Source organism: Bartonella sp. AC158YNML (assembly GCF_042196725.1).
Classification (GTDB): Bacteria; Pseudomonadota; Alphaproteobacteria; order Rhizobiales; family Rhizobiaceae; genus Bartonella.
This window is the reverse complement of the sequence record NZ_JBHIQU010000005.1, coordinates 12,814-34,948: the sequence shown is the minus strand read 5'-3', so window position 1 is coordinate 34,948 and position 22,135 is coordinate 12,814. Positions and strand designations below refer to the sequence as shown.

General features: G+C 38.8%; 21 protein-coding genes and 3 pseudogenes. 18 read left to right on the top strand and 6 right to left on the bottom strand.

Translation table 11 applies throughout. The annotated features are described in order from the left end of the window. The first annotated feature begins 707 nt into the window (after nucleotides 1-707). The 4 genes and pseudogenes from ACFIM1_RS04045 to ACFIM1_RS04030 all read left to right on the top strand — a co-directional run bounded on the left by ACFIM1_RS04045 (nucleotide 708) and on the right by ACFIM1_RS04030 (nucleotide 3,375). Complete coding sequence (locus ACFIM1_RS04045) at nucleotides 708-1,517, top strand: VIT1/CCC1 transporter family protein (protein ID WP_375609316.1); 810 nt, start codon at nucleotides 708-710, stop codon at nucleotides 1,515-1,517. 72 nt (nucleotides 1,518-1,589) lie between these two features. After that, nucleotides 1,590-1,715, top strand: a pseudogene (locus ACFIM1_RS04040) (integrase); the annotation flags it as partial. A 446-nt stretch (nucleotides 1,716-2,161) separates the two neighbouring features. Continuing rightward, the gene (gene dut / locus ACFIM1_RS04035) at nucleotides 2,162-2,704 is read left to right on the top strand and encodes a dUTP diphosphatase (RefSeq protein WP_375609315.1); all 543 of its coding nucleotides are present in this window, start codon (nucleotides 2,162-2,164) and stop codon (nucleotides 2,702-2,704) included. 437 nt (nucleotides 2,705-3,141) lie between these two features. Further along, nucleotides 3,142-3,375 carry a hypothetical protein gene (locus ACFIM1_RS04030; protein ID WP_375608125.1) on the top strand — a complete coding sequence of 78 codons (234 nt, stop codon included), beginning with the start codon at nucleotides 3,142-3,144 and terminating at the stop codon, nucleotides 3,373-3,375. Between the two features lie 1,075 nt (nucleotides 3,376-4,450). Here the strand turns inward: ACFIM1_RS04030 and ACFIM1_RS04025 are convergent. The 3 genes and pseudogenes from ACFIM1_RS04025 to ACFIM1_RS04015 all read right to left on the bottom strand — a co-directional run. Beyond that, nucleotides 4,451-5,038, bottom strand: coding sequence for a biopolymer transporter ExbD (locus ACFIM1_RS04025; RefSeq protein WP_375609314.1), 588 nt, complete (start codon nucleotides 5,036-5,038; stop codon nucleotides 4,451-4,453). Continuing rightward, nucleotides 5,035-5,928, bottom strand: a complete 894-nt coding sequence (locus tag ACFIM1_RS04020) for a MotA/TolQ/ExbB proton channel family protein (RefSeq protein WP_375609313.1) — start codon at nucleotides 5,926-5,928, stop codon at nucleotides 5,035-5,037. The genes ACFIM1_RS04025 and ACFIM1_RS04020 overlap by 4 nt, the downstream gene beginning before the upstream one ends. 685 nt (nucleotides 5,929-6,613) lie before the next feature. Continuing rightward, a pseudogene (locus tag ACFIM1_RS04015) lies at nucleotides 6,614-6,820 on the bottom strand (integrase); the annotation flags it as partial. 468 nt (nucleotides 6,821-7,288) lie between these two features. Between ACFIM1_RS04015 and ACFIM1_RS04010 the strand changes: the two are divergent. Together ACFIM1_RS04010 and ACFIM1_RS04005 are read left to right on the top strand one after the other, a co-directional pair. Then, nucleotides 7,289-7,615 (top strand): YqjD family protein, encoded by a 327-nt coding sequence (locus ACFIM1_RS04010; RefSeq protein WP_375608122.1) that lies wholly within the window; start codon nucleotides 7,289-7,291, stop codon nucleotides 7,613-7,615. Nucleotides 7,616-7,618: 3 nt separating this feature from the next. Further along, nucleotides 7,619-8,062 (top strand): hypothetical protein, encoded by a 444-nt coding sequence (locus ACFIM1_RS04005; protein WP_375608121.1) that lies wholly within the window; start codon nucleotides 7,619-7,621, stop codon nucleotides 8,060-8,062. Nucleotides 8,063-9,124: 1,062 nt separating this feature from the next. Here the strand turns inward: ACFIM1_RS04005 and ACFIM1_RS04000 are convergent. The 3 genes from ACFIM1_RS04000 to ACFIM1_RS03990 all read right to left on the bottom strand — a co-directional run bounded on the left by ACFIM1_RS04000 (nucleotide 9,125) and on the right by ACFIM1_RS03990 (nucleotide 13,534). After that, nucleotides 9,125-10,354 carry an MFS transporter gene (locus tag ACFIM1_RS04000; protein ID WP_375609312.1) on the bottom strand — a complete coding sequence of 410 codons (1,230 nt, stop codon included), beginning with the start codon at nucleotides 10,352-10,354 and terminating at the stop codon, nucleotides 9,125-9,127. Between the two features lie 325 nt (nucleotides 10,355-10,679). Further along, nucleotides 10,680-10,826 carry a hypothetical protein gene (locus ACFIM1_RS03995; protein ID WP_375615863.1) on the bottom strand — a complete coding sequence of 49 codons (147 nt, stop codon included), beginning with the start codon at nucleotides 10,824-10,826 and terminating at the stop codon, nucleotides 10,680-10,682. Nucleotides 10,827-12,787: 1,961 nt separating this feature from the next. Next, the gene (locus ACFIM1_RS03990; RefSeq protein WP_375608120.1) at nucleotides 12,788-13,534 is read right to left on the bottom strand and encodes a nuclease; all 747 of its coding nucleotides are present in this window, start codon (nucleotides 13,532-13,534) and stop codon (nucleotides 12,788-12,790) included. 159 nt (nucleotides 13,535-13,693) lie between these two features. Between ACFIM1_RS03990 and ACFIM1_RS03985 the strand changes: the two genes are divergently transcribed. The 12 genes and pseudogenes from ACFIM1_RS03985 to virB9 all read left to right on the top strand — a co-directional run bounded on the left by ACFIM1_RS03985 (nucleotide 13,694) and on the right by virB9 (nucleotide 22,104). Then, nucleotides 13,694-14,044, top strand: a complete 351-nt coding sequence (locus tag ACFIM1_RS03985) for a TrbC/VirB2 family protein (protein ID WP_375608119.1) — start codon at nucleotides 13,694-13,696, stop codon at nucleotides 14,042-14,044. Nucleotides 14,045-14,062: 18 nt separating this feature from the next. Beyond that, a complete protein-coding gene (locus ACFIM1_RS03980) occupies nucleotides 14,063-14,386 on the top strand; it encodes a type IV secretion system protein VirB3 (protein ID WP_375606511.1) in 324 nt (107 codons plus the stop codon). Continuing rightward, nucleotides 14,386-16,746 carry a VirB4 family type IV secretion/conjugal transfer ATPase gene (locus ACFIM1_RS03975; RefSeq protein ID WP_375609311.1) on the top strand — a complete coding sequence of 787 codons (2,361 nt, stop codon included), beginning with the start codon at nucleotides 14,386-14,388 and terminating at the stop codon, nucleotides 16,744-16,746. Before ACFIM1_RS03980 ends, ACFIM1_RS03975 begins: the two co-directional genes overlap by 1 nt. Then, on the top strand, nucleotides 16,743-17,459 hold the full coding sequence (locus tag ACFIM1_RS03970) for a type IV secretion system protein (protein WP_375609310.1): 717 nt from the start codon (nucleotides 16,743-16,745) through the stop codon (nucleotides 17,457-17,459). The genes ACFIM1_RS03975 and ACFIM1_RS03970 overlap by 4 nt, the downstream gene beginning before the upstream one ends. A gap of 24 nt (nucleotides 17,460-17,483) precedes the next feature. Continuing rightward, entirely contained in the window at nucleotides 17,484-17,789 is a 306-nt protein-coding gene (locus ACFIM1_RS03965; RefSeq protein WP_375606514.1) for an EexN family lipoprotein, read from the top strand. A 2-nt stretch (nucleotides 17,790-17,791) separates the two neighbouring features. Then, a pseudogene (locus ACFIM1_RS03960) lies at nucleotides 17,792-18,097 on the top strand (EexN family lipoprotein); the annotation flags it as partial. Nucleotides 18,098-18,285: 188 nt separating this feature from the next. Next, nucleotides 18,286-18,660: an EexN family lipoprotein gene (locus ACFIM1_RS03955; RefSeq protein ID WP_375609309.1), complete on the top strand. Its 375-nt coding sequence runs from the start codon at nucleotides 18,286-18,288 to the stop codon at nucleotides 18,658-18,660. Nucleotides 18,661-18,918: 258 nt separating this feature from the next. Further along, complete coding sequence (locus tag ACFIM1_RS03950) at nucleotides 18,919-19,299, top strand: EexN family lipoprotein (protein ID WP_375609308.1); 381 nt, start codon at nucleotides 18,919-18,921, stop codon at nucleotides 19,297-19,299. Nucleotides 19,300-19,345: 46 nt separating this feature from the next. Beyond that, nucleotides 19,346-20,284: a type IV secretion system protein gene (locus ACFIM1_RS03945; RefSeq protein ID WP_375609307.1), complete on the top strand. Its 939-nt coding sequence runs from the start codon at nucleotides 19,346-19,348 to the stop codon at nucleotides 20,282-20,284. A gap of 7 nt (nucleotides 20,285-20,291) precedes the next feature. Continuing rightward, nucleotides 20,292-20,579, top strand: a complete 288-nt coding sequence (locus ACFIM1_RS03940) for a type IV secretion protein VblB7 (protein WP_375609354.1) — start codon at nucleotides 20,292-20,294, stop codon at nucleotides 20,577-20,579. Further along, nucleotides 20,576-21,247, top strand: coding sequence for a virB8 family protein (locus ACFIM1_RS03935; RefSeq protein ID WP_375609306.1), 672 nt, complete (start codon nucleotides 20,576-20,578; stop codon nucleotides 21,245-21,247). The genes ACFIM1_RS03940 and ACFIM1_RS03935 overlap by 4 nt, the downstream gene beginning before the upstream one ends. A gap of 2 nt (nucleotides 21,248-21,249) precedes the next feature. After that, the gene (gene virB9, locus ACFIM1_RS03930) at nucleotides 21,250-22,104 is read left to right on the top strand and encodes a P-type conjugative transfer protein VirB9 (protein WP_375609305.1); all 855 of its coding nucleotides are present in this window, start codon (nucleotides 21,250-21,252) and stop codon (nucleotides 22,102-22,104) included. The last annotated feature ends 31 nt before the right edge of the window (nucleotides 22,105-22,135 follow it).

Sequence of the window (22,135 nt, the reverse complement as noted above, 5' to 3'; positions counted from 1 at the left end):
TCTTAAGACGGTTCATAAGAGCCATTTTTAGTTCTTTCTTCTATAGTTTTTACCCACACACCAACCCCGCTTGTAGTGTGCAAGCAAGTGATTTTGATTGATTCAAGATAAACAGATTTGAAATGAGAGAATCCCACGTTATTCGGGAGGCTAATTCAATATGAATAACGCTAGATTATCATTATAAATCAATATCTTTTATGCAGCGTAAAGATGGAAAGACTCAATGGAGTTTATATTATTTAGTGTATATTATTGTATGAAGGCTTTACTGTTTTACTCTTTTATACTCTTCACGGACGCCCTCATGAAATAGGCATTTGTCCCTTGAAAAAAGTCTCTTTTAAAGAATTATTTCAAATTCCAAAGATTATTATCGTCTTTTGAACCCGTCAAATGAATGATCGTGCCCGCTTATTTCCATATATTCAAAATACATTAGAATGCTCCATTGAAAACGTCCCTTTAGCATAATAAAGCATATTTTCTCTCAATGCTTTCACGCCCCCCTCTCGACCCCACTTAATAAATCTCCCACTTAATAAATCTTCCTGTACTTGAATTTATTTGCCAGCTTTACTTTCATAGCACCCCAGCATTTTTTTACTGCAACCTTTTTGCAATTTTTCAGTTTTGAACTTTTAGATTGACTTTCGGTTTATTTTTCTTATGTTTTAGAATTATTCTAAAGTGCAGAGGAACAGAAAATGTTGAGATCGTTTTTTTCATTTGTACAACGTAAAGCTCTGTCCTTTCGTTCAGCACAAACAATGATGCTTCGCGCACTCAAAATAAAAGAGCAACATGCGGCGCTCTATTTAAAATATGCAAAAGCTCTAGAACCTTATTCCTCTAGGGAAGCCGCGGTTTTTACCGCCATGGGGCTTCAAGAGCTTAAAAATTATAAGCAACTTTTGTGCCTTTCTTGCCATAATCGTGCAAACACTATCGGTTCATTATGTGGCCGAACTTCTCTTGTGAAAGACAAGAGCCGCCATCCCTCCCAAAAAACAACAGCGGCAAATCACACCATAAAAAAACCTTCGAAAACGCAAAGACAAACACTTTTGACTTGGATTCAACCAGGTCTAGCAGGGTTAATGGATGGCTCTGTTTCCACCCTTGCCCCCATTTTTGCCGCAGCTTTTGCCACGGGAGACACGCATCAAACTTTTTTGATAGGACTCTCAGCTTCAATTGGTGCAGGACTTTCGATGGGTTTCACAGAAGCAGCCCATGATGACGGCAAATTATCAGGACGTGGTTCGCCATTAAAAAGAGGCCTTGCCAGCGGCATTATGACCACATTAGGAGGATTAGGCCATACGCTTCCCTATTTAATCAACTCTTTTTATGTAGCGACAATTATTGCTTTTATCATTGTTTTTTTCGAACTAGGCGCCATCGTCTGGATTCAGAACAAATTCATGTCAACTCCCTTTTGGCGCGCTTCTTTACAGGTCATCATTGGAGGTGCCTTGGTTTTTGCCACGGGTATTCTTATTGGCAGTATCTAAGAAACCTTATCCACAACCCATGATTTAGATCTCTAACGTATCGTTCCTTTTAGTAACAACACATTGATTTATATAACTCTTAATCTTTGTCTCAAACATACGGCTGTCTTAGAGTTGGATGTTGATTTACAGGCAACAACAAAAGCACGCGTTCTTTTAGGCAAACAACGCCATAAAACGCAAAACTTTCCAGCAATAGGTTGAAGAGATATACCAGCACCATCACACACTTTGCTAACCCTGAATATTACGGACAAAAGCTTTTGACCCTTGAGACGATTCATGAGAAGCACTTTTAGTCCTTATCTCATATAAATTCACTCCACACAGGCTCTCTCGGCGTGTAACGCGCAAGCGACATGGTTCTGATTGCTTCAAAAAAGAGAAAAATTTATACCATTAGGGACTCTCATTCAACATACAAAAATAGTGAATTATCATTATTAATCAATATATTAGCATTCTTGGGAATTCTATTGATAGTATTTTTGGATAATGCTGTAGAGTATTCTGGATTAGCAAGAGATGATAACCAAGCTCTGGGGACAACCTCCATAAACAAACCTTCATCGACTTGTTTTATGGGTATCTTTTGTTAAAGTATCATTTTCTTCTAGACCTCATATTTTGGAAATGCCTTGATCATGCCGCACACTAAAACCAACGCACCTCTCAACAACCAAGAAAATCCTGTTTCTTCTCAACCTTCACACCCTGTAACTTTATTCGTTGAACGTCTTGCACATGGACAAGATTTAGAACTTCCTCATTATGCGACAGCGGGTTCTGCTGGCCTTGATCTACGCGCCGCCATTGGAGAAGAAGAAACGCTCACTCTTGCACCTGGGCAGCGTGCTCTTATTCCAACAGGTCTCATTTTTCATTTATCCCTTGGGTTTGAAGCACAAATACGTCCACGCTCTGGCTTAGCCTTAAAACACGGCATCACATGCCTCAACACTCCAGGAACGATTGATAGTGACTACCGTGGTGAAGTCAAAGTTCTTCTTATCAATTTGGGCCAAGAAGACTTTTCTATCCAACGGGGAATGCGCATTGCGCAAACAGTCATCTCACCGGTTATTCAAGTCAATGTTTGCGCCATTGAACCAGAACAAAAAGACAGTCCTCAAAGCCATATGGAAAGCCGTGGAACAGGAGGTTTTGGTTCAACGGGGCACACTTAAGAAGCTTAAAAACCACTTCTCTTAAAGCAACACACCGTACAGTCTGCATCTAGATTACCTTGGGCTTTAAAAGCCCAAGAAAGCATATATTTACTCCCAAGACTTTTTCATGAAATGCGCTTCTAAACAAGCATGCTTTCTTCTCTTTTGTCTCTTCTCAGCCTTCATACCCCATGATGTTATCCGTTCAGCGTCTTGCAGTTGAGACAAGGAAACTTTCTCATTATACAACAACTGGTTCTGCTAGCCTTAATCTACGCGCCGCAATCTACACGCCGCCATTGGAAAAGAAGAAACGCTCACTCTTACACCTGAAGAGCATGCCCTTATTCCAACAGATCTCATCTTTCATTGATCCCTTCTTTCATTGACCCCTTGGGCTTTTAAAGCCACGCATCCCTCCACGCTCTGACTTGAACTTTAAAACAGTGCATCACATGCCCCCTAAAACAATTGACAGTAATGACCGCGGCAAAGTCAAAGGTCTTCTCATCAATTGTAGCCAAGAAAACTTCTTGCATAAAACGGGGAATGCGCCTGGCGCAAACAGTCATCTCACCGGTCATTCAAGTCAATGTCTGCGCCATTGTTTGGCCTCTCATCACACACAAACAGCCTCTCTCCACCATACCGTTGTTCCTTGCATTATACAAAACTTTATTATCACCTGATATGCTTCCATCCGCTCTCATAACAAAAACATTGGCATTAACTCGAGCTCACACACCGCTTATAATGGATACAATCTCCACATCACAGTGATTTATCAGATTGACCTCCTCCCTACACCTCAAAGGAGGAAGATTCCTACCAGTCACCGGACAATCAACAGTCCAGCCTCTCTTGGCAAGCTTCATCTGCTGACCATTTACGCGGTTCACTTCATAAGGCGCGAGAGATAAACCCTGCCCTGAATACTTGATCACGATATCTAAAAACACTTAAATATCTAAAGCTTTTCATGCCTTATATCACCGCTCTAAACAACGATGTTTTTATGGCATAAGTGGAAAATTTATTTTTTACACCTTTAATGAAAAATCCAAATACGACAAGTTTCTCTCATTCCAAATCTATTTATATTGAATCAATCAAAACCATATCTGTTGCAAATTACAAGCACAGCTAATGGAGTGGGAAAAACGAAAGAAAAGATTAAAAATGCTTCTTATGAACACAGCGTACGAAACTTGTTACTTATGAAGAAGCAAACCGGCACCATCATTACATTTGCCAGCTCGTGGATATTTGCGACAGCCCTTGGCACTTGAGACAATTCATAAAAGCCATTTTTAGTCCTTGTCTTATACAGTTTCACTCCACACGGGCTCTCCCCGCTTGTAAAGCAACAGATATGGTTTTGATTGATTCAACATGAAACAGGTTCGGAATAAGAGAATCCTACGATAATCGCAACTCTCACTCAACATACAAACAATGAATTATTATTATAAATCAAAAAGTTGCATCGAAATTAAAGGGGCGATAAAGATGCAAAGAGTATGATGGCACCAACCTAAATCATCTACAAGCAATAATCACTCCTGTTTTTATTATTTACCGCATCACTTGAGGAAAGATGAGAAGAATTTTGCAATCCTACAAGACCGATTTTACGATATCCAGCCATGCGTATTTGATTGCGTAAATCGACGACAAAACCACAATCAATTTCACTCTATATCGGCTCTCCACCTTTGATGAAAATACTTTGTTTCCTTCAACAGAAGCTGTACAGTTTTGTTATCATGGGGCAGTAACAGTTTCTATCGTAGAAATGTTAGCGTTTACCGCAGGACTTGTTATTGGAGCATCCATATGATCCACCCCATGGCCACCCTCTCCATCTACAGCACTGTCTGTCACTCCTGTTTTTTTATTATTTACCACACCACTTGAGGAAAGATGAGGAGAATTTTGCAATCCTACAAGACCGATTTTGCGATATCCAGCCATGCGTATTTGATTGAGTAAATCGACGACAAAACCATAATCAATTTCGCTATCCGCTTTAATTAAAATTTTTGTCTCTAAATTTTGCTTAGTTTCCCCCAACAAAGCTTCCCTCAAGGCTCCTTGTTCTACAAGACGATCACCAATGTAAAGAGAACGATCTTTTTGTAAAGTAACATAAACAGGCTCATCAGGTTGCTCTACTGAAGGCGCTTGAGTGATAGAAGGAAGCTGAACGGAAATGACAGACGTTGCCAAAGGCGCTGCAACCATAAAAACAATAAGCAACACCAATACAACATCAATAAAAGGGGTCACATTGATTTCGCTTTGCAACCCACTCTCGTCTATATCCCAATCATTATTAAGGCTTGCTTTCATTTTTTATGACTTTTCTGTTGTCTTTGTCTATCAAGTTCACGGCTCAAGAGCCTTTCAAGAGCAGCCGCGATATCGCCTAAATCACTACGATAACCATTCAAAGCACGCATAAGGCTATTATACATAACAACGGCGGGAATAGCTACAAAAAGCCCAATAGCTGTTGCAAATAAAGCTTCGGCAATTCCAGGAGCCACCACATCCAATCGCGTTGTTTGAGACTGAGCAATTCCAATAAAAGAATTCATAATTCCCCAAACAGTTGCAAAGAGACCAACAAAGGGAGCAATTGCACCAATGGTTGCAAGAACGGTGCTTCCACATGCCACACGGCGTGTAGCAGCCAGCAAGCAACGCGACAAAAGCGAGTGAACCCTTTCTTTTAAACCTTCATGAACATCACGCGCATTAATATCGCGGGAAACATTTTCATATTGACCGCTCTTCTCATAAAAGAGAATATCTTCAATCGTTTGTGCACTTTCCTTTGAACTAGTTCTCTCACCAGAGCTTTCATTTATCCCTTCAGGAGCAGAAAAATGAACCTGTTGTGTAGAAAGATACACCTCTTTAAGGACTTCTTTGAGAAAAAACACGCCTGCACCTTTGCTTTCTTTCAAACTCGCTGCCAAACGTGTAAGAGTCTGAGCGTTAAGAACCAATTGGAGTTCATGACGAACTCTTCGTTTTGCCAAAGTGATCTCAATAATTTTCACAAAAGCAATTGTCCACGACATAAGAGAAGCAAGTAACAAAATAATGATAACAGCTTTCACCACCCAATCAGCAGCCATAAACATAGAAAAAGGAGAAAAATCATGCACTGTCAATACAGCAGACGTATTATCTAAAGGGACTGTTTTATCTAAAGGGACTGTTTCAGATTCCATTTTTATCTCACATTCTTGTGCTCTTATCTTTATTTATGAGCTGGATCGTCACCCCGCATAGCATCACTGTTCCACAATGCCACTACCCTTTTAACGTCACTTATGTATTCCTCTTAAGAAAGAAAACTTGATAAATCAAGTATAGTTTTATTCCACAAGCTCCCTCTTAATTCTAAAGAAATTTTTCTCTAACAATTCAACAAGTTTATCTTACCCAATCAATTTATTGCATAAATTAGGCAAAATGATAAACTTACAAGAAGTATCGCATATAATATTTTAATTTATAAAAACAATTCATCATCATTCCTGTTAAATAAATCTCTCATATCGCAAAGCTTCTCTCATTTCAGCAACTCTTTTAAAGCCAACAAAATATTTGCTTCCATGAAACAAGCAGCAAAAATATCATAAAACTCTTGAAGAAAAGGGTATGCACATCTCTAACAACCCGTGCACTGAAATCCCTCTCCTATCCTAAAATAAAAATATACCTTACGTTTTAAAAAAAGAACTATCGCAATATCTTAAACTGACAAAAAGTATCATGGGGAACGCGTGTTGCCCCCAAATACACAGAGAGCAAAAAGCCGCAATATTCTTTGCTTCAAAAGCATAAAAATGACATTACTTCTGCCGCAAAATCGCAACCACCATGTATTTTTCCTGTCCCAAGTAAAAAAACAAGTCTTACTGCGCCTTTTAAAGAAACATCTCTCAAAGAGCACCCAATCCCATTTCGCGACGACGCCCGTGAATGGTATAACGGTAAATCTATTGAGCACCTCCATCTTTACGCTTATGAAGGAGCAAGCTGGCACCATCACACACTTTGCCAGCTCGTGGATGTTTGCGACAAACCTTGGCACTTAAAACGGTTCATAAGAGCCATATTTAATCCTTTCTTATACAAATTTGATCCACACCACTCATCCCACTTGTTATGTGCAAATGAGTGGTTTTGATTGATGCAAGATAAACAGATTTGAAATGAGAGAATTTTACGTTATTTGAGCGTCTCAATTCAATATGAATTACGCTAAATTATCATTATAAATCAATACATTGCTTTTTTTAAAAAACTTTTATAAAAAAACTGCGCCACGAGAAACTGAAGAATGGTGCTAAATTCCTGCAAAAGCATATAAGACAGTTTTCAACAGACGAGCCCCTTTACGGACAAAGCATATTTTATAGACGAGATTTATTTTATCAAAAACAATTTTAAATTCGACAAAATGAAAGGAACCAAAAAAAACTTTTTGCGTTACCCCAGCAGTGAAAATTTTCACTCCAATGCAAATGATCACTATGAACACACCAATACAAATATAATGAATCAAGAGAGGGAAAAAATATCATGGCCATGAATAAAACAACGCCGCACAATAAAACAGCTTCAGAAAAAGATCTACAAGGACAGTTAGAAAAATTACGCAATGAAATTTCAGGGATTACCTCAACCCTGACAGATCTGGGGACAAACAAATTCAACGCCGCCAAAGACAAAGCAGAAAAACTATATCACTCAGCGAAAGAAAGTGGTGAAGACATGATGTCTCAAGCAAAAGACAAAATCAGTGATCTTGAACAAACTCTGAACCAATGCGTTCGCAAAAATCCTGGCAAAAGCGTTCTTTTTGCAGCAGGCGTTGGTTTTATTCTTTCTCAATTACTGCGTCGTTAAGCAATGCACAAGTTTATCGCTCCTCTTTTAAACCATCTTGTCGGTGGAGGGCTTAAAAGCACAGTCAAGCAAGTACGCCTTCAAGCAATTTTCTATGGGTTTATTGGCATTTCATTCTTCATGTCTTTGCTTTTTTTATGTACCATCGGTTTTATTGCGTTATGTTCTGTTATGAAGCCTCTTGCTGCCGCTAGTATCATGTTTTTAATTTGTCTTTCTCTTGCAGGATTAGGTCTTATTATGAGCCGTGTACTCAAGGCTTATCAACGCTATGACCAACAAAAAAAGACAGAAGAACAACGCCACAAACTGATGACAGATGCGACTGTTTCCAGCCTTGCAGCTCTCAGTCAACATCTCCCTTTTGCCAAATTGAGTGTTCCCATTCTCGGACTTGCAACTTATTTCCTGTGGAAAAAAGATAAAAAGGACAGCTTTTCAAATTAAAATATGTAAAGCTGCCCCTTAATCCCCCCCCCAAGAGTGCTTTCTTATATAAAAAAGAAAGCACTCTTTCTTATAGTCTTTTTAGTTTTTTCGATAACATGAGGGAGAATTCCCTTCATTGTAGCTAAAAATTCCATAGATTTGATTAAATCCCTTTCAGATTGCACCCCATGTTTCATGAACATCGCAACGTTAAGCAAAGCTTGCGTTAAAAGTTCTCATTTAATAAGTTGAAGCAACTTGTTGTTTTTTGGAATTGACCTCCTCCCCACACCTCAAAGGATGGGGGATCCTACCAGCCATCGGGCTGTCAACAGTCCAGTTTCTCACGGAGCAAGTTCGACCAGCTGATCACACATGCGATTTACTTCATAAGCGTGCAAGGTTTTGATTTATAATGATAATGAACTGTTTTGTATATTGAATGAGAGCCCCGAATATCGTAAGATTCTTTCATTTCAAACCTATTTATCTTGAATCAATCAAAACTATTCGCTTGCACGTTACAAGCGGGATGAGTGTGTGGATAAAATTTGTATAAGAAAGGACTAAACATAGCTCTTATGAACCCTCTCTAGTGCCAAGGTCTGTCGCAACACCCACGAGCAGGCAAAGCGGGTGATGATGTCGGCTTGTTACTCCATAAGCGCGTCAGGCAAACCCTGCCCTAAATACTGATCACGATATCTAAAAATACTTAATATGCAAAGCTTTTCATGCCTTCTATCACCGCTTTACACAACAGTGTTTTACGGCATAATAGGATAAAATAAACGCATTCTCATTGATTAACTAATCCAATCAATTGCCCACGACTTACAGAACCAATTTAAGCGCTTTTTGCTCATTTTCTATATTCTATGTCTCTATCCTCCTTCCAGATATTGTATTAATCATTATTGTTTTAACCTCTTCTTTTAGAGACAAAGCAACTGTTGTAAAATCTGGCAAATTAACACCACTTTACGTAAACGCATCAAAAAGCAGTTATAAATATAAATACTTTTGTTTCAAATATAATGAATAAACCATCTTAGAAAAAAGAAACAGCATAGAGATATATCAATGATCATCATCTACGGTCGGCGTATTATAATCTTTATTTATCTTAATTTTTATAACACCAATCATTCCAGTGGAAATAACGAATGCAGACATCGCTAAAAAAGAACTCACAACTCCCACGAGTGCAAAAAGTCCAGCAATAAACCCAGAAACCGCTTCAGCAGAGTTTGCTAACGTTGAAAAGGTTCCAAAACTCTTACCAAAATCTTCACGACGAGAATATAATTGAATAGCTGAGACTAAACTAATGTCTACAAATGCACCAGTAAATCCTAAAATAAAGGCTAGTCCTAAAATTAGTTTTAAAGAAAGCATTACAACGAAAGGCATAACAAACAGAATAATCCCATAAAGAAGCCAAAATATCATGAGCTTCAACGATGTAACATTTAATATAATTTTACTATAGAACAATCCACCGATAATCGTTCCAACAGCCATGAGAGAAAAAATATAACTCACAAATCTTTCCTCTCCACCTACAGAAAGAATAAAAGCTGGAATTAAAAATCTTAAAATTGCACCCGTAAAGAGAATAGCAACCGCTGAACCAACAAGCGTAATGAATAAATGTTTATTTTCAGTAGAAATATATTGAAGATAGGAAGCGGTTTCTCGATAAATTTTTATAAAATTGAATGGTTTATTTTCGCTTGAATCTAAATTCACGAGATTAAATAACACGATAATAGATATAAGATAGGTAAAAAAATCAAAAATGAGAACTGCCGATTTATTGGCGAAAAGAAGCAATAGGGAACAAACTAAAGGGCCGATTACAGATGCCGTTTCGTCTATAATTTGTGCAATGCTATTTGCCTTTGTCAGATCATTGATTGGAAACATTTTCGGGATAGCCGCTTGAAAACTTGGTTGGAAAATACTTCTTCCTATTGTTGTACATATTGCTGCCAAAATAAGTACAATAATATGTGCGGTCCCTGTTATAGTGGTTATAAGAACGAATAATGAGGCGAATAATCTCACCAGTTCACTTAAGATCATATTTTTCTTCAAAGAAAAATTATCCGCTAACCAACCGCCTATAGGTCCAAAAAAGAGAAAAGGGATAAATCGAAAAAAATACACAAGACCTGTAAAAAAGAAGTTATCTGTTAATTCTAAGACAAGTAAAATAAAAACAACTTCATAAGCATAATCGCCAACTTTAGAAATAAAGAGGGAAAAAAAAAGAGATAACGGACTCTTTTTTAAAAATAAATTCATATCAACCATCCGATATTAAACTTTTCTACGCTTAAAGTTACTCAGCCTTTAATAAAATTGGTGATATGAACTTTAAAGGAATCGTATATTCTAATAAATCGCTTAATAAGTTAAGTGAAAGATTTTAAGTATTCTCTTCACAAACAATAAGTCGTCATATATTTTTCTTTCGGAAAAAGAGGTGGTATATGCCCTCAGGGATTCCTAATAACCTCTTTCTTCCCTTAAAAATTAAAGAAGATCTGCATATATTTCAGTGTATACATCATGAGAGCCTCATTAATCACCTCTCAATAGGTGGATTATATTTTCTTTGGCCCTTATATCATGAGTTCCCTCCACATTCATCAAAACAAAAAATAATCTTTCCAGATATAATTCCCCGCGATTTTTTAGCAATCATGCCACGACGCAAAGCCAGCCCCCCACCCACTTTTCCAGCTCGTGGGTGTTGGCAGACAGCTCTTAGCACTTAAAACAATTCATCCGAGGCATTTTGAGTTTTTTCTTGTATAGTTTTTACCCACATGACCTACCCACTTGTGACGTGCAAACCAAGTAATTTTAATTGATTTAACATAGAATAGATTTTAAATGAGAAAATCCTCATGTTATTTGGGGTTCTAATTCAAGTTGAACAATGCTAAATTATCATTATAAGCCAATATGTTGATACAGATATCTGCCTTAGTAATTGGATGCGTTGCCGGTAATATTTTTCGACAATAATTCCAATAGCGTAAGTGGCTTTTTGAAAGCCCCATCGTTTTTTTCTCTTCTACAACGCGAGGGAACATTCCGGTCATTTTAGGTAAAAAGCCCATAGCCCCAATTAAATTATTTTCAGATTGAAGCGCCTATTTGAGAAATATGGGTGATATTTGGCAATGCCTTAGCGAACAGTTCCGGCTTAATTTGAAGCAATGTACACCCTTTTGAAGCAAATGTTATTTCGATTGATATTTTGCTCGTCTCTTTTTTTTCATAAGCTTTTTTATTGTAACTGGAAATCACGTTTAAAATTTGAGTGTGTTCAAAATAATCTGAACATTTATTTTGTTACAACTACAGCTATGTTTAAGGATTTTATGTTCTATGTGTATGTCACCCGTGACATACACATAGGTTGTTTTTAATGTTTTTTTGCTTAAAACCTCTCTACTGGAGGCAAAAAAATGTAAAAGACATCCCTTTTCCACAAAATCTCTCTTGCAGATTACATCCGTTGACCTTTTCCTCCCCACACCTCAAAGGATGGGGAGTCCTACCAGCCATCGGGCTGTCAACAGTCCAGTTTCTCACGGGCGTGTTTCTCCAGCTGATCACACATGCGATTTACTTCATAAGCATGCAATATATTGATTTATAATGATAATTAACTGTTTTGTATATTGAATAAGAGCCCCGAATATCGTAAGCTTCTTTCATTTCAAACCTGTTTATCTTAAATCAATCAAAACTATTCGCTTGCACGTTACAAGCGGGATGAGTGTGTGGATAAAATTTGTATAAGAAAGGACTAAACATAGCTCTTATGAACCCTCTCTAGTGCCAAGGTCTGTCGCAACACCCATGAGCAGGCAAAGCGGGTGATGGTGTAGGCTTGTTACTCCATAAGCGCGTCAGACAAACCCTGCCCTAAATACTGATCACGATATCTAAAAACATTCAATATATAAAGCTTTTCATGCCTTCTATCATCGCTTTACACAACGGTATTTACGGCATAATAGGATAAATTAAATTAGGAAGTACGAAGAATTTAATTCACCGTATAAGTATTTTAGAACCCCTTCTGTTAACGCAGTTGGTTTTTTATTTTTTTGCCATTGTGTCTCCCTCTCTTGGAAACAACTCGTAGCTTTGAAAAAAGCATGTCAAGGTAAAAGCAATACAAAAATATTCAACACGATAAAACTAGGGTTTGCAATTTTCTTTCTAGTTTTTTCGATTAACACCTATGATACCTATAAAGTGCTATTTATACCCCCTATAAGCTTTCTCTTTAATCATGATTTCAAAGTTGCGTGAGAAGGACAAGAAAAGCCTTTTGGTTATTGGTTAAGAGCACGTGCGCCTAATGGTGTGCTTTTACAGGGTGCCCTTGTCTCTCCCTCCAAAAGCTTGGTAATTCCCTTTCATTAAATGCGGATCTGATGTCATGATTTTGGGGGGCGATTATTAAGAGTTTGAGAGGCAAAAAGCTTTTCATTTAAAAAGCAAAACGAAATGACATAAGCCGAGGAAACGCACTCCCACATAGCGCTGTAGTAAACAACCTATACGCAAAAAGCAAGCTTTAAACCCAACAATTTTCCATAACGAGCGTTGTCCATCAAGATCTATATGGATTGTGATCAACTTTTACCTGTTAAGATTCGCAGTAGAATATTGTCTTCATTAAAATTAAATAGCGCTTAAGAGGACGCTTTATCAATAATGGTCAATGGGATTATAGCTTCCGTGATCTCTTCGCCAATCTTCAGGTGTTTCAAATTTGCTTGACCACAAGCCTCTTTTTGCTTTTTGAGCAGCAGATTGTAAGTTTTTATAGTCTGCGGGTGATGGGAAATTATGCTGATCTTTTGTCAAAACCATTAAGCCTTCTGTCAGCCCCAACCGTGCAAGATCAACCCCATCCACAAAACATTGTGCATAATGAACCTGTTGAATGACACGTGCTTGGCGACACGTAACATTTTTATCAATTGTTTTTGAGACAAGCCACGCGGTGACGAAAGCACCACATGGCCACTTAATTCCATTGCGTAAGGCAAACTGTCGTGTTTCACAGGATTCCACACCATATAGTCGAATATTGCGGACGATCTTTTTTCTCCATCCCTCATCTACGAGCGTGATCATTTTAAAGGTAACACCACTCGTTACCTGTATAGCACCTGAATAGACTGGTACATTTTCTTCATAAAATTGTGATGCGAATGGTTCTGGGTGCAAAGCCGCATCTTGTTGGTTTACATCGTGTTGGTTTTTGTAATCGGTCAATTTTAACTTTGGATTTTGAACAGTGGTTTCTATTGTTTTTTCTGGTCCTTTAAAAAAAGAAGATTGCATAAATTTTTCAGTATGCTGATTCAAATAAAAGATTACAGCAAAAATAATAATAGACGTTAAGATAAGATATTTAAGCACTAATCGAAAACATTTTAAAAGTATCATTTTGAATATTACTATATTTTATTGTTCATTAACTGAGAAAAGATTAAATATTGTTAATTTATAGATAGAAAAATTTATTTTTTTCATTTATATGATTCCCGATTAATATTTTAGTTATTAATTTTATGATTAACTTAAACATAAAGCGGGGGAATTTTCATGAAAAACATGAATTATTCGTTCAGTCGTGAACAAACCTTAGAAAAAGGTCTTTTATCCAATACACAAAAGAAATGGTTAACAACAGCATTGATGTTGTTTATTGCCTTCATTGTACTGAGTGAACCAGCATTTGCCGCTGGTGACTTCGGAAAAATTGAAGGCGCTCTTGATAAAATAATTAAAGCTTTAACAGGAAAAATTGCAACATCAATTGCCACCATTGCGGTTGCTGGTATTGGGCTTGCCTGGATTGCTGGTTATGTTGAAATGCGTAAAGCTTTTTTTGTTTGTGTTGGCATCGGCATTGTTATGGGTGCATCGCAAATCGTATCAATGTTGTCCAGTTAAACTTTGCCTTTCAAAGCCATGAAAGAGCACGAAAAGCTAACAGAAGATACGCTATTTCTTGCTTGCACACGCCCTGCCATGATTGCAGGCGTGACGGTGGAAGCTATGGGATTAAATGGGATAGGAACGATGATATTGTTCATTATGGCAGGCAATATTTTTCTTCTAACCTTTGGTGTGATGCTGCATTTCATATTCAAGGAAATCCTAAAGCATGACCATAACAAATTTCGTATTCTTCTGACATGGCAAAAGACAAGTATTTTTGCCAGAAACTCTAGTCTATGGGGTGGGGGAAGTATTTCTCCATTACGATTAATTCGTAATTATGAGGAATTATAATGAAAACAACAGAGCGCAAGCGTGAAAAGCAGCCAGAGGCGATTATCCCTTACGTGCGCCATGTTAACAAGCATATCATTGCGCTGGATTCACGCGCTCTCATGAGCGTTATTAAACTTGAAGGGATTAACTTTGAGACAGCGGATATTATTGATCTGAATGTGCTTCACGAACAGCTCAACAATCTGTTTAAAAACATTGCGGATGAACGGATAGCGCTTTATAGCCATATTATCAGAAAGCGTGAAACGATTTATCCGGATGGTACTTTTAGATCAGCATTTGCCAAGCAATTAGATGATAAATATCGCGAGAGGATGGTTTCTCAGGAGCTTTATCGCAATGATCTTTATCTTTCGATTTTGTGGAATCCACACGTTGATCAAACGGATAAATTAGTGGAGTTTTTCAAACGTTTAGGCAAAGCCAAGCAAGAAAAGACAGAAGTTGATGCAGAGTCCGTTCGCAAACTTGAAGATATTACCACAGATCTTATTCAAAATTTAGAGCGCTATGGTGCAAGAAGATTGAGTCTTTATGAACATGAAGGCAATATTTATTCGCAGCAAAGTGAGTTTATCCACCAATTGGTGGGAGGTCGTCGTGAACGTATCCCTCTCACATGGGGAACGATAGCTTCGACTGTTTACTCAGACCGTCTTATTTTCGGGAAAGAGATCATAGAAATACGCACTGAGTCAGGACAGAGATTTGCGGGCATGTTTGGCTGGAAAGAATATCCAGCAAAAACCAGGGTAGGCATGGCGGATGGTTTGCTCACCCTTCCCTTTGAATTTATTTTCACCCAATCTTTTGTTTTCAAGAGCAAAAATGCTGCCAAACAGATTATGGGGCGCAAACAGAATCAAATGGTCAATGCGGGAGATCGAGCAGGTTCACAAATTATGGAACTGGATGATGCGCTTGATGATCTTGAATCCAATCGTTTTGTTTTAGGGGAGCATCATTTATCATTGGCAGTTTTTGCTGATACGCCGCAAGAGTTAGCGGATAATCTTGCCAAAGCGCGTTCTCGTCTTACAGATGGTGGGGCTGTCATTGCGCGGGAAGATTTAGGGTTAGCGGCGGCTTGGTGGGCACAATTGCCTGGCAATTATGCTTATCGCACGCGTTCTGGTGCGATAACAAGCCGCAATTATGCAGCGCTTTCTCCATTTCATTCCTTTCCGGTTGGGAAAATAGATGGCAATGTATGGGGACCAGCGGTCGCACTAATGAAGACCTCTGCTGGTTCACCATTTTATTTTAACTTTCACTTTGGAGATTTAGGCAATACGTTTGTTTGTGGTCCCTCTGGTTCTGGGAAAACGGTTATTGTTAATTTTCTTTTAGCGCAACTTCAAAAGCATGATCCCAATATGGTCTTTTTTGATAAAGATCGCGGAGCAGAACTTTTTGTGAGGGCTGGTGGTGGCACTTATATGCCTTTGAAGAATGGTAAACCAACGGGCATAGCGCCGCTTAAGGGTTTAGATTATAACAATCCAGCAGATAGAGTTTTTTTACGGCAATGGATTATCAAGCTTGTTTCTTCTGAAGATCAAAAGATCAGTGAATCAGAAAGACAAGATATTTCTGCTGCTGTTGACCAACTTGCCTTACTACCCAAAGAACAACGGACAATATCGGCCTTACAAATGTTTTTTGACACCACGCATAGAGAGGGGATAGCGGGTCGTTTAGAGAGATGGTGTAAAGGCAATGCTTTAGGGTGGGTTTTTGACAATCCTGATGATGACATTGGCATTGATGCAAAATTTATTGGTTATGACATGACGGATTTTTTAGACAATAATGAAATTCGTCCACCCTTGATGATGTATCTTTTTCATAGGATTTTGTCTTTGATTGATGGGCGTCGTATTATCATTGTCATTGATGAGTTTTGGAAAGCGCTAGAGGATGATTCCTTTAAAGCCTTTGCGCAAGACAGGCTGAAGACTATTCGTAAACAAAATGGTTTGATGTTGTTTGCAACACAATCTCCCAAAGATGCGATTAATTCAACCATTGCACACACCATTATAGAGCAATGTCCAACACAGATTTATTTTCCCAACCAGAAGGGGAACCATGGGGATTATGTAGAAGGTTTTAAATTATCGGACAGAGAATTTAACCTGATACAAGCAGAATTAAGCCGTGAGTCACGGCGTTTTCTCATCAAGCAAGGACAAAGTTCAGTTGTCGCAGAACTGAACTTACGGGGCTTTGATGATGAAATAGCCATTTTAAGTGGCACCACCAAGAACATTGAACTTTTAGAGACCATTATAGATGAAGTTGGACAATCTCCAGAAAAATGGCTTCCTCTTTTCCAAGAAAGGTCAAAACAATGAAAAAACTTTTATTGGCAACAGCCCTTTGCGCAATTTCTTTTGGTTTAACAACCAATTCATTTGCACAATTGGCTACATTCGATCTTCAATCTTTTAAACAAGGGCTTGAACAGCTTAATCAATTGAAAGGTCAGCTTAAACAATTGCAAGATCTCGCTAAATCCTTAAATGTCAAGCCTGACATCTCTGGATTAAAAGACATGTTTAACAAGCAAGGGAACAGTGGCGCCCTCCCTTCTGACTTTAACCACTTTCAACAATCGATGGGCGGCAGCAGCGGTGGCGGTGGCGGCGGCGGTGGTGGCAGCAAAAACACGCAAAAGTGGCAAGAAGAACTCTTATACAAAGAGCCCTCAGGGGGCGCTGGATCAAAAGAGGCAGTTGATGCTTTTTACGCACAGGAAGTGAAAAAAGCGCAACAGAACACGATAGGACAAGCGGCAAAAGGCCAAGATGTCTACGAAGAAGCCAGTGAAACACAAAAAAACATTAACAAGCTCCTTGATGAACTTGGAAGTACTAAAGATGCGGGTAAAATTCAAGGCATTCAAGCAAAATTAGCAGCGGTACAAGCAGACCTGCAAGCAAAAATACTCCAAATGCAAGCCGCCATGATGATTCAACAAGCAGAAGAAAAAGCTGCAAAACAACGTGAAATGGAAGAATTTAAAGCACGATACAAAGCTTTAGCCAAAACACTGCGTGGTCAATAAACGAGAAAAAAGAGGGATTTGAATATGAACAAGATCATCATAACAACATTGCTACTTTGCACAGGGCTCATCACGGCTGGATGTGAAAAAACCTACAGCGTAGAAGAATTTAAAAAAGATAAAAAATTATTTGAAGAATGGGCTGTGAGATGTGGATGGTCAGGAACTTCAAAAAATTGTGAAAATGTAAGAGTAGCCGATCACGAACTTGCGGCAGAACGCAGGAAAAAGGCTGAAGAAGAATGGGAAGCTGAAAAAAAAGCAAGAGAACAAGCCGAACGAGAAGCAGAAGAGCGCGCTAAAGCAAAACAACAACAGGACAGTCATTAATCATGAATAAAATTCTCATAACAACATTACTGCTTTGCACAGGGCTCATCACCGCTGGATGTGAAAAAACCTACAGCGTCGCAGAATTTAAAAAAGATAAAAAATTATTTGAAGAATGGGCTGTGAGATGTGGATGGTCAGGAACTTCAAAAAATTGTGAAAATGTAAGAGTAGCCGATCACGAACTTGCGGCAGAACGCAGGAAAAAGGCTGAAGAAGAAAACCGTAAACGTAGAGAAGAATGGGAAAAAAAGCAAAAAGAAGAAGAAGCTAAAAGAAAAGCTGAACGTGAAAAATGGGAAGCCGAAGCTGGAAAACGGGCAGCTGAATATGAAAAACGGAGAGCTGAAAATGAAGCTAAAGGACGCGCTTATCTTGAAAAACTACAGCGAGAAATAGACGAGAATCTCCGTAAATTATCTGAAGCTGAAGAAAAAGCCGAACGAGAAGCAGAAGAGCGCGCTAAAGCAAAACAACAACAGGACAGTCATTAATCATGAATAAAGTTCTCATAACAACATTGCTACTTTGCACAGGGCTCATCACCGCTGGATGTGAAAAAACCTACAGCGTCGCAGAATTTAAAAAAGATGAAAAATTACGCTTAGAGTGGGATGCTAGATGTGGATTTGCAGGAACTTCAAAAAATTGTGAAAACATGCGGTTAGCATTTTTAGAACTTGATAAGGAACGTCAGGCACAAGCAGAAGAAAGAGCGCGTCAAGCGGAAGAGAACAATCGCAAAAGAGATGAAAAAGATATAGCTGAAATGAGAGCCAGAATTAAAAAAATGAGAGAAGAGAATCAAAGATTCCTTGCTGAACAAAAAGCAAAAGAGCGCGCTGCAGAAGAACAACAAAATAACCATTAAGACATAATGAAGAGCGGAGCATCTCAATGGCAATAAAAAGCAAATATCCTCGTATAGACAGCGATTCACCCTTGAATCTCTTATGCGCTTTAGCTGCTCAACTTAAAAAACCTTGTGTATTTTAGGCTTATATTTATGGCAACAATATGTCAGTGCCCTAGATTTATCATCACTGGTTGTAAAACAACCGATAACACAAGCATAATTTAAAGATTGTGCTCAAACTTTAAAAACTGAAAGAAAGAAGGGGAAATATCTATGAATAAAGTTCTCATAACAACATTGCTACTTTGCACAGGGCTCATCACTGCTGGATGTGAAAAAACCCACAGTGTAGCAGAATTTAAAAAAGATAAAAATTTACGCTTAGAGTGGGATGCTAAATGTGGATTCGCAGGGACTTCAAAAAATTGTGAAAACATGCGGTTAGCATTTTTAGAGCTTGAGAAAGAACGTCAGGCACAAGCTGAAGAAAGAGCTCGTGAAGCGGCAGAAGAGCGTAAGAAAGGTATGGATGCGCTTCTGGCGAAACAAAAAGCTGAGTATAATAAATGGAAAGCTGAATTTGAAGCTAAAAAACGAGCTAAAGCCGAACAAGAAGCAAAAGAACGAGCTGAACAAAAACAAGATAATAATTAAATCAGAAATAATCATATTTTCAAAAATTTGATAGAATGGATATGCAATGGCATTTGAAAATGTAACCATATTTACTGATATGAATAATTTTGTAACGCAGTCTCTTGAAGATGTAATGGATAAAACTATTAGTAATCTTTCATTGGGTTTAAGTGCCCCGCTTAAAGCATCTTGTACAATTTACATTATATTTATGGGGTACAATATCATCTATGGGCGTTCTTCCACACCCTTATGGGAATTTATAACGACAGCTTTCAAACTTGGCATCATTGTTACACTTGCCACAAACACTGCTCTTTATAATGCGTGGGTCAGGGATATATTTTTCAATGATCTGCCGAATGCCATTGCAAATGTCACACAAGGTGCAGCACACTCGGATCAAAATGTATGGGATAACATGTTAAGACAAGCTGGTGCACACGTTTTTGACGCATCAGATCAGTACACAGGATGGACTGAAACGGGTAAGTTTCTTGTGACATGGCTTGCTGGTTTTTGCTGTTTAGTGGATGGTATTATAGTTTCTGCAATTGGTTTTATCGTCTCAATGTTCGCTAAACTTGGTTTATTTCTTGTCCTATCAATAGGACCACTTTTTATAAGCCTTGGTCTGTTTTCTCCAACAAGGCGTTTTACAGAAGCATGGTTAGGTCAAACAGCAAACTTCATCATTTTGCAGGTATTAGTCGTATTGCTTGGCGGTATGTATGTCAATATTGCAAAGCAAATCTTCTCAGAAAGCCTTAAAGATATGATGCTTTCCTTAATTAATTTCTCAGCTGTTAGCTTTTGTGGTTGTTACCTTTTCATAAAATTACCTGATATAGCATCAGCTTTAGCCTCTGGGGGCGCTTCTCTCACAAGTGCAATAACGGGAACGCAACGCGCTGGGAAAGAAGCTTTTCGCGCTGCTAAATTTGCAGCCAACACGATAATGAAGGGTGTAAAAAAATTAGCATCACTATTAAAAAAGGGCTAAAATGAAAATGCGGGAATTTAAAAAAATTGGGATTATCTTACCATTTCTCTTTCTCAGTGGCTGTATGTCTTCACCAAACACACTGAAGTCACTCCCAAAATGTGATGGATATTCTAAACGTCCACTCAACAGATCGATGTGGAATTGGGAAGGGAAAAACCCCACGCCCACGCCCATCATCATCAGTAACAACACACCCTCCCCCATGAAAGAGGGCAAATTGGAAATGCTGCTCACACAAAAATTAACGGATGAAGAAATAAAATCCTACAAAGATTGCGGAAAAAAGGCATGAAAGAAAAAGAAGTAGAACAATACATTGCCGAAGCGCGCTCGTTTGATCAAGACCGCATGCTCGCCTCACGCCGCACCACCCGCGTCTCCCTTACCATTGCCGGCATCGCGGTTGCTGTTGCAATAATGTCTTCTCTCGCGGTCATCACCCTCACGCCCCTTAAAACCGTGGAACCCTTTGTCATTCGCGTCGACAATTCAACCGGCATTGTTGAAGTCGTAGAAGCCTTAAAAGAAGGTCCCACAAACGTCGACGAAGCCATCACACGCTACTTCGCCGCAAAATACGTCCGCTGCCGTGAAGGTTTCACCACAGAAGAAACACAGCATAATTTCCAAACCGTCTCTCTTCTCTCTTCTTCTGAAGAACAGCAAAGATTCGCCAGCTGGTATGGAGCAAGAAACCCCCAAAGCCCTCAAATTCTCTATAAACATGCCGCCGTTACAATAACAATAAAATCAATCTCCTTTATCAATGATGATGTCGCACAGGTACGCTATTACAAAACCGTCCGTGATAACGAGAACAACAAAGAATTTATCACACACTGGGTCTCAACACTTACCTTTGAATATATCAATGCCCCTATCTCTGTCCAAAACCGTTTAATAAATCCTCTAGGGTTTATTGTTAATGAATATAGAACCGATCCGGAAGTGGTCAACTGATCATGAAAAAAAAATTTCTTTTTCTCATTCTCAACATGGCTGTTGCCTTTTCTTTGATGAATATAAGCCATGCCAGCGTTTTTCCCACCCGCGCGCCAAGCGATAGCCGCATTCGCTTTATTAATTATGATGCTTATAATGTCACAAAAATTATTGGCTCCATACGCTCATCCGTACAAATAGAATTTTCTGCCAATGAAGAAATTGCTCATGTAGCGATTGGCAACAGCGTTGCATGGGAAGTTGCACCAGCAGGGAATATTCTTTTTCTAAAGGCAAGAGAAGTCCAACCCATTACCAATCTCCAAGTCGTCACCACAAAGCTTGATGGCTCAAAGCGCTCTTATCAATTTGAACTCATCATTAAAGATGGAGAAATTTCCTCTGGACAAGAAACATATTTCCTTGTGAAATTCCGCTACCCACAAGAGGAAGCAGAACAAAGAAGACTTGCAGCCCTTATGCGACAAGAAAAAAAACAATCCCAACAGATTGATGGTATCTTCAACGCTTCTGAAACCTATGGACCACGCAATTGGGCTTACACCGCTCAAGGCTCTATCACTCTTGAACCCTCCTCTGTTTATGACAACGGCAAAACAACAACATTTTCTTTTCCCGACAACCAAGAAATCCCTGCCATTTATATTGTCAACAATGACGGTACAGAATCGCTGGTTCCCAAAACCACAAGAGGCAACATGGTGATTGTCCATGCCATTAGCGCACGCTTCACCCTAAGACAGGGAAAAAATGTCCTATGCGTCTTTAACGAAGCCTATCAACCCAAAGGCGTTAATCCAGGAACCGGAACCACCTCACCAGCTGTTGAACGTAAAATTGCATCAGATCTTTAAATAAGCGGGAATTAAAGGGGACAACACATGA

What these genes read in the sequence shown, in the direction of transcription:
- ACFIM1_RS04045 (WP_375609316.1), top strand. Translation starts at nt 708, where the DNA reads ATGTTGAGATCGTTTTTTTCATTTGTACAACGTAAAGCTCTGTCCTTT.
- dut (WP_375609315.1), top strand. Translation starts at nt 2,162, where the DNA reads ATGCCGCACACTAAAACCAACGCACCTCTCAACAACCAAGAAAATCCT.
- ACFIM1_RS04030 (WP_375608125.1), top strand. Translation starts at nt 3,142, where the DNA reads ATGCCCCCTAAAACAATTGACAGTAATGACCGCGGCAAAGTCAAAGGT.
- ACFIM1_RS04025 (WP_375609314.1), bottom strand. Translation starts at nt 5,038, where the DNA reads ATGAAAGCAAGCCTTAATAATGATTGGGATATAGACGAGAGTGGGTTG.
- ACFIM1_RS04020 (WP_375609313.1), bottom strand. Translation starts at nt 5,928, where the DNA reads ATGGAATCTGAAACAGTCCCTTTAGATAAAACAGTCCCTTTAGATAAT.
- ACFIM1_RS04010 (WP_375608122.1), top strand. Translation starts at nt 7,289, where the DNA reads ATGGCCATGAATAAAACAACGCCGCACAATAAAACAGCTTCAGAAAAA.
- ACFIM1_RS04005 (WP_375608121.1), top strand. Translation starts at nt 7,619, where the DNA reads ATGCACAAGTTTATCGCTCCTCTTTTAAACCATCTTGTCGGTGGAGGG.
- ACFIM1_RS04000 (WP_375609312.1), bottom strand. Translation starts at nt 10,354, where the DNA reads ATGAATTTATTTTTAAAAAAGAGTCCGTTATCTCTTTTTTTTTCCCTC.
- ACFIM1_RS03990 (WP_375608120.1), bottom strand. Translation starts at nt 13,534, where the DNA reads ATGATACTTTTAAAATGTTTTCGATTAGTGCTTAAATATCTTATCTTA.
- ACFIM1_RS03985 (WP_375608119.1), top strand. Translation starts at nt 13,694, where the DNA reads ATGAAAAACATGAATTATTCGTTCAGTCGTGAACAAACCTTAGAAAAA.
- ACFIM1_RS03980 (WP_375606511.1), top strand. Translation starts at nt 14,063, where the DNA reads ATGAAAGAGCACGAAAAGCTAACAGAAGATACGCTATTTCTTGCTTGC.
- ACFIM1_RS03975 (WP_375609311.1), top strand. Translation starts at nt 14,386, where the DNA reads ATGAAAACAACAGAGCGCAAGCGTGAAAAGCAGCCAGAGGCGATTATC.
- ACFIM1_RS03970 (WP_375609310.1), top strand. Translation starts at nt 16,743, where the DNA reads ATGAAAAAACTTTTATTGGCAACAGCCCTTTGCGCAATTTCTTTTGGT.
- ACFIM1_RS03965 (WP_375606514.1), top strand. Translation starts at nt 17,484, where the DNA reads ATGAACAAGATCATCATAACAACATTGCTACTTTGCACAGGGCTCATC.
- ACFIM1_RS03955 (WP_375609309.1), top strand. Translation starts at nt 18,286, where the DNA reads ATGAATAAAGTTCTCATAACAACATTGCTACTTTGCACAGGGCTCATC.
- ACFIM1_RS03950 (WP_375609308.1), top strand. Translation starts at nt 18,919, where the DNA reads ATGAATAAAGTTCTCATAACAACATTGCTACTTTGCACAGGGCTCATC.
- ACFIM1_RS03945 (WP_375609307.1), top strand. Translation starts at nt 19,346, where the DNA reads ATGGCATTTGAAAATGTAACCATATTTACTGATATGAATAATTTTGTA.
- ACFIM1_RS03940 (WP_375609354.1), top strand. Translation starts at nt 20,292, where the DNA reads ATGCGGGAATTTAAAAAAATTGGGATTATCTTACCATTTCTCTTTCTC.
- ACFIM1_RS03935 (WP_375609306.1), top strand. Translation starts at nt 20,576, where the DNA reads ATGAAAGAAAAAGAAGTAGAACAATACATTGCCGAAGCGCGCTCGTTT.
- virB9 (WP_375609305.1), top strand. Translation starts at nt 21,250, where the DNA reads ATGAAAAAAAAATTTCTTTTTCTCATTCTCAACATGGCTGTTGCCTTT.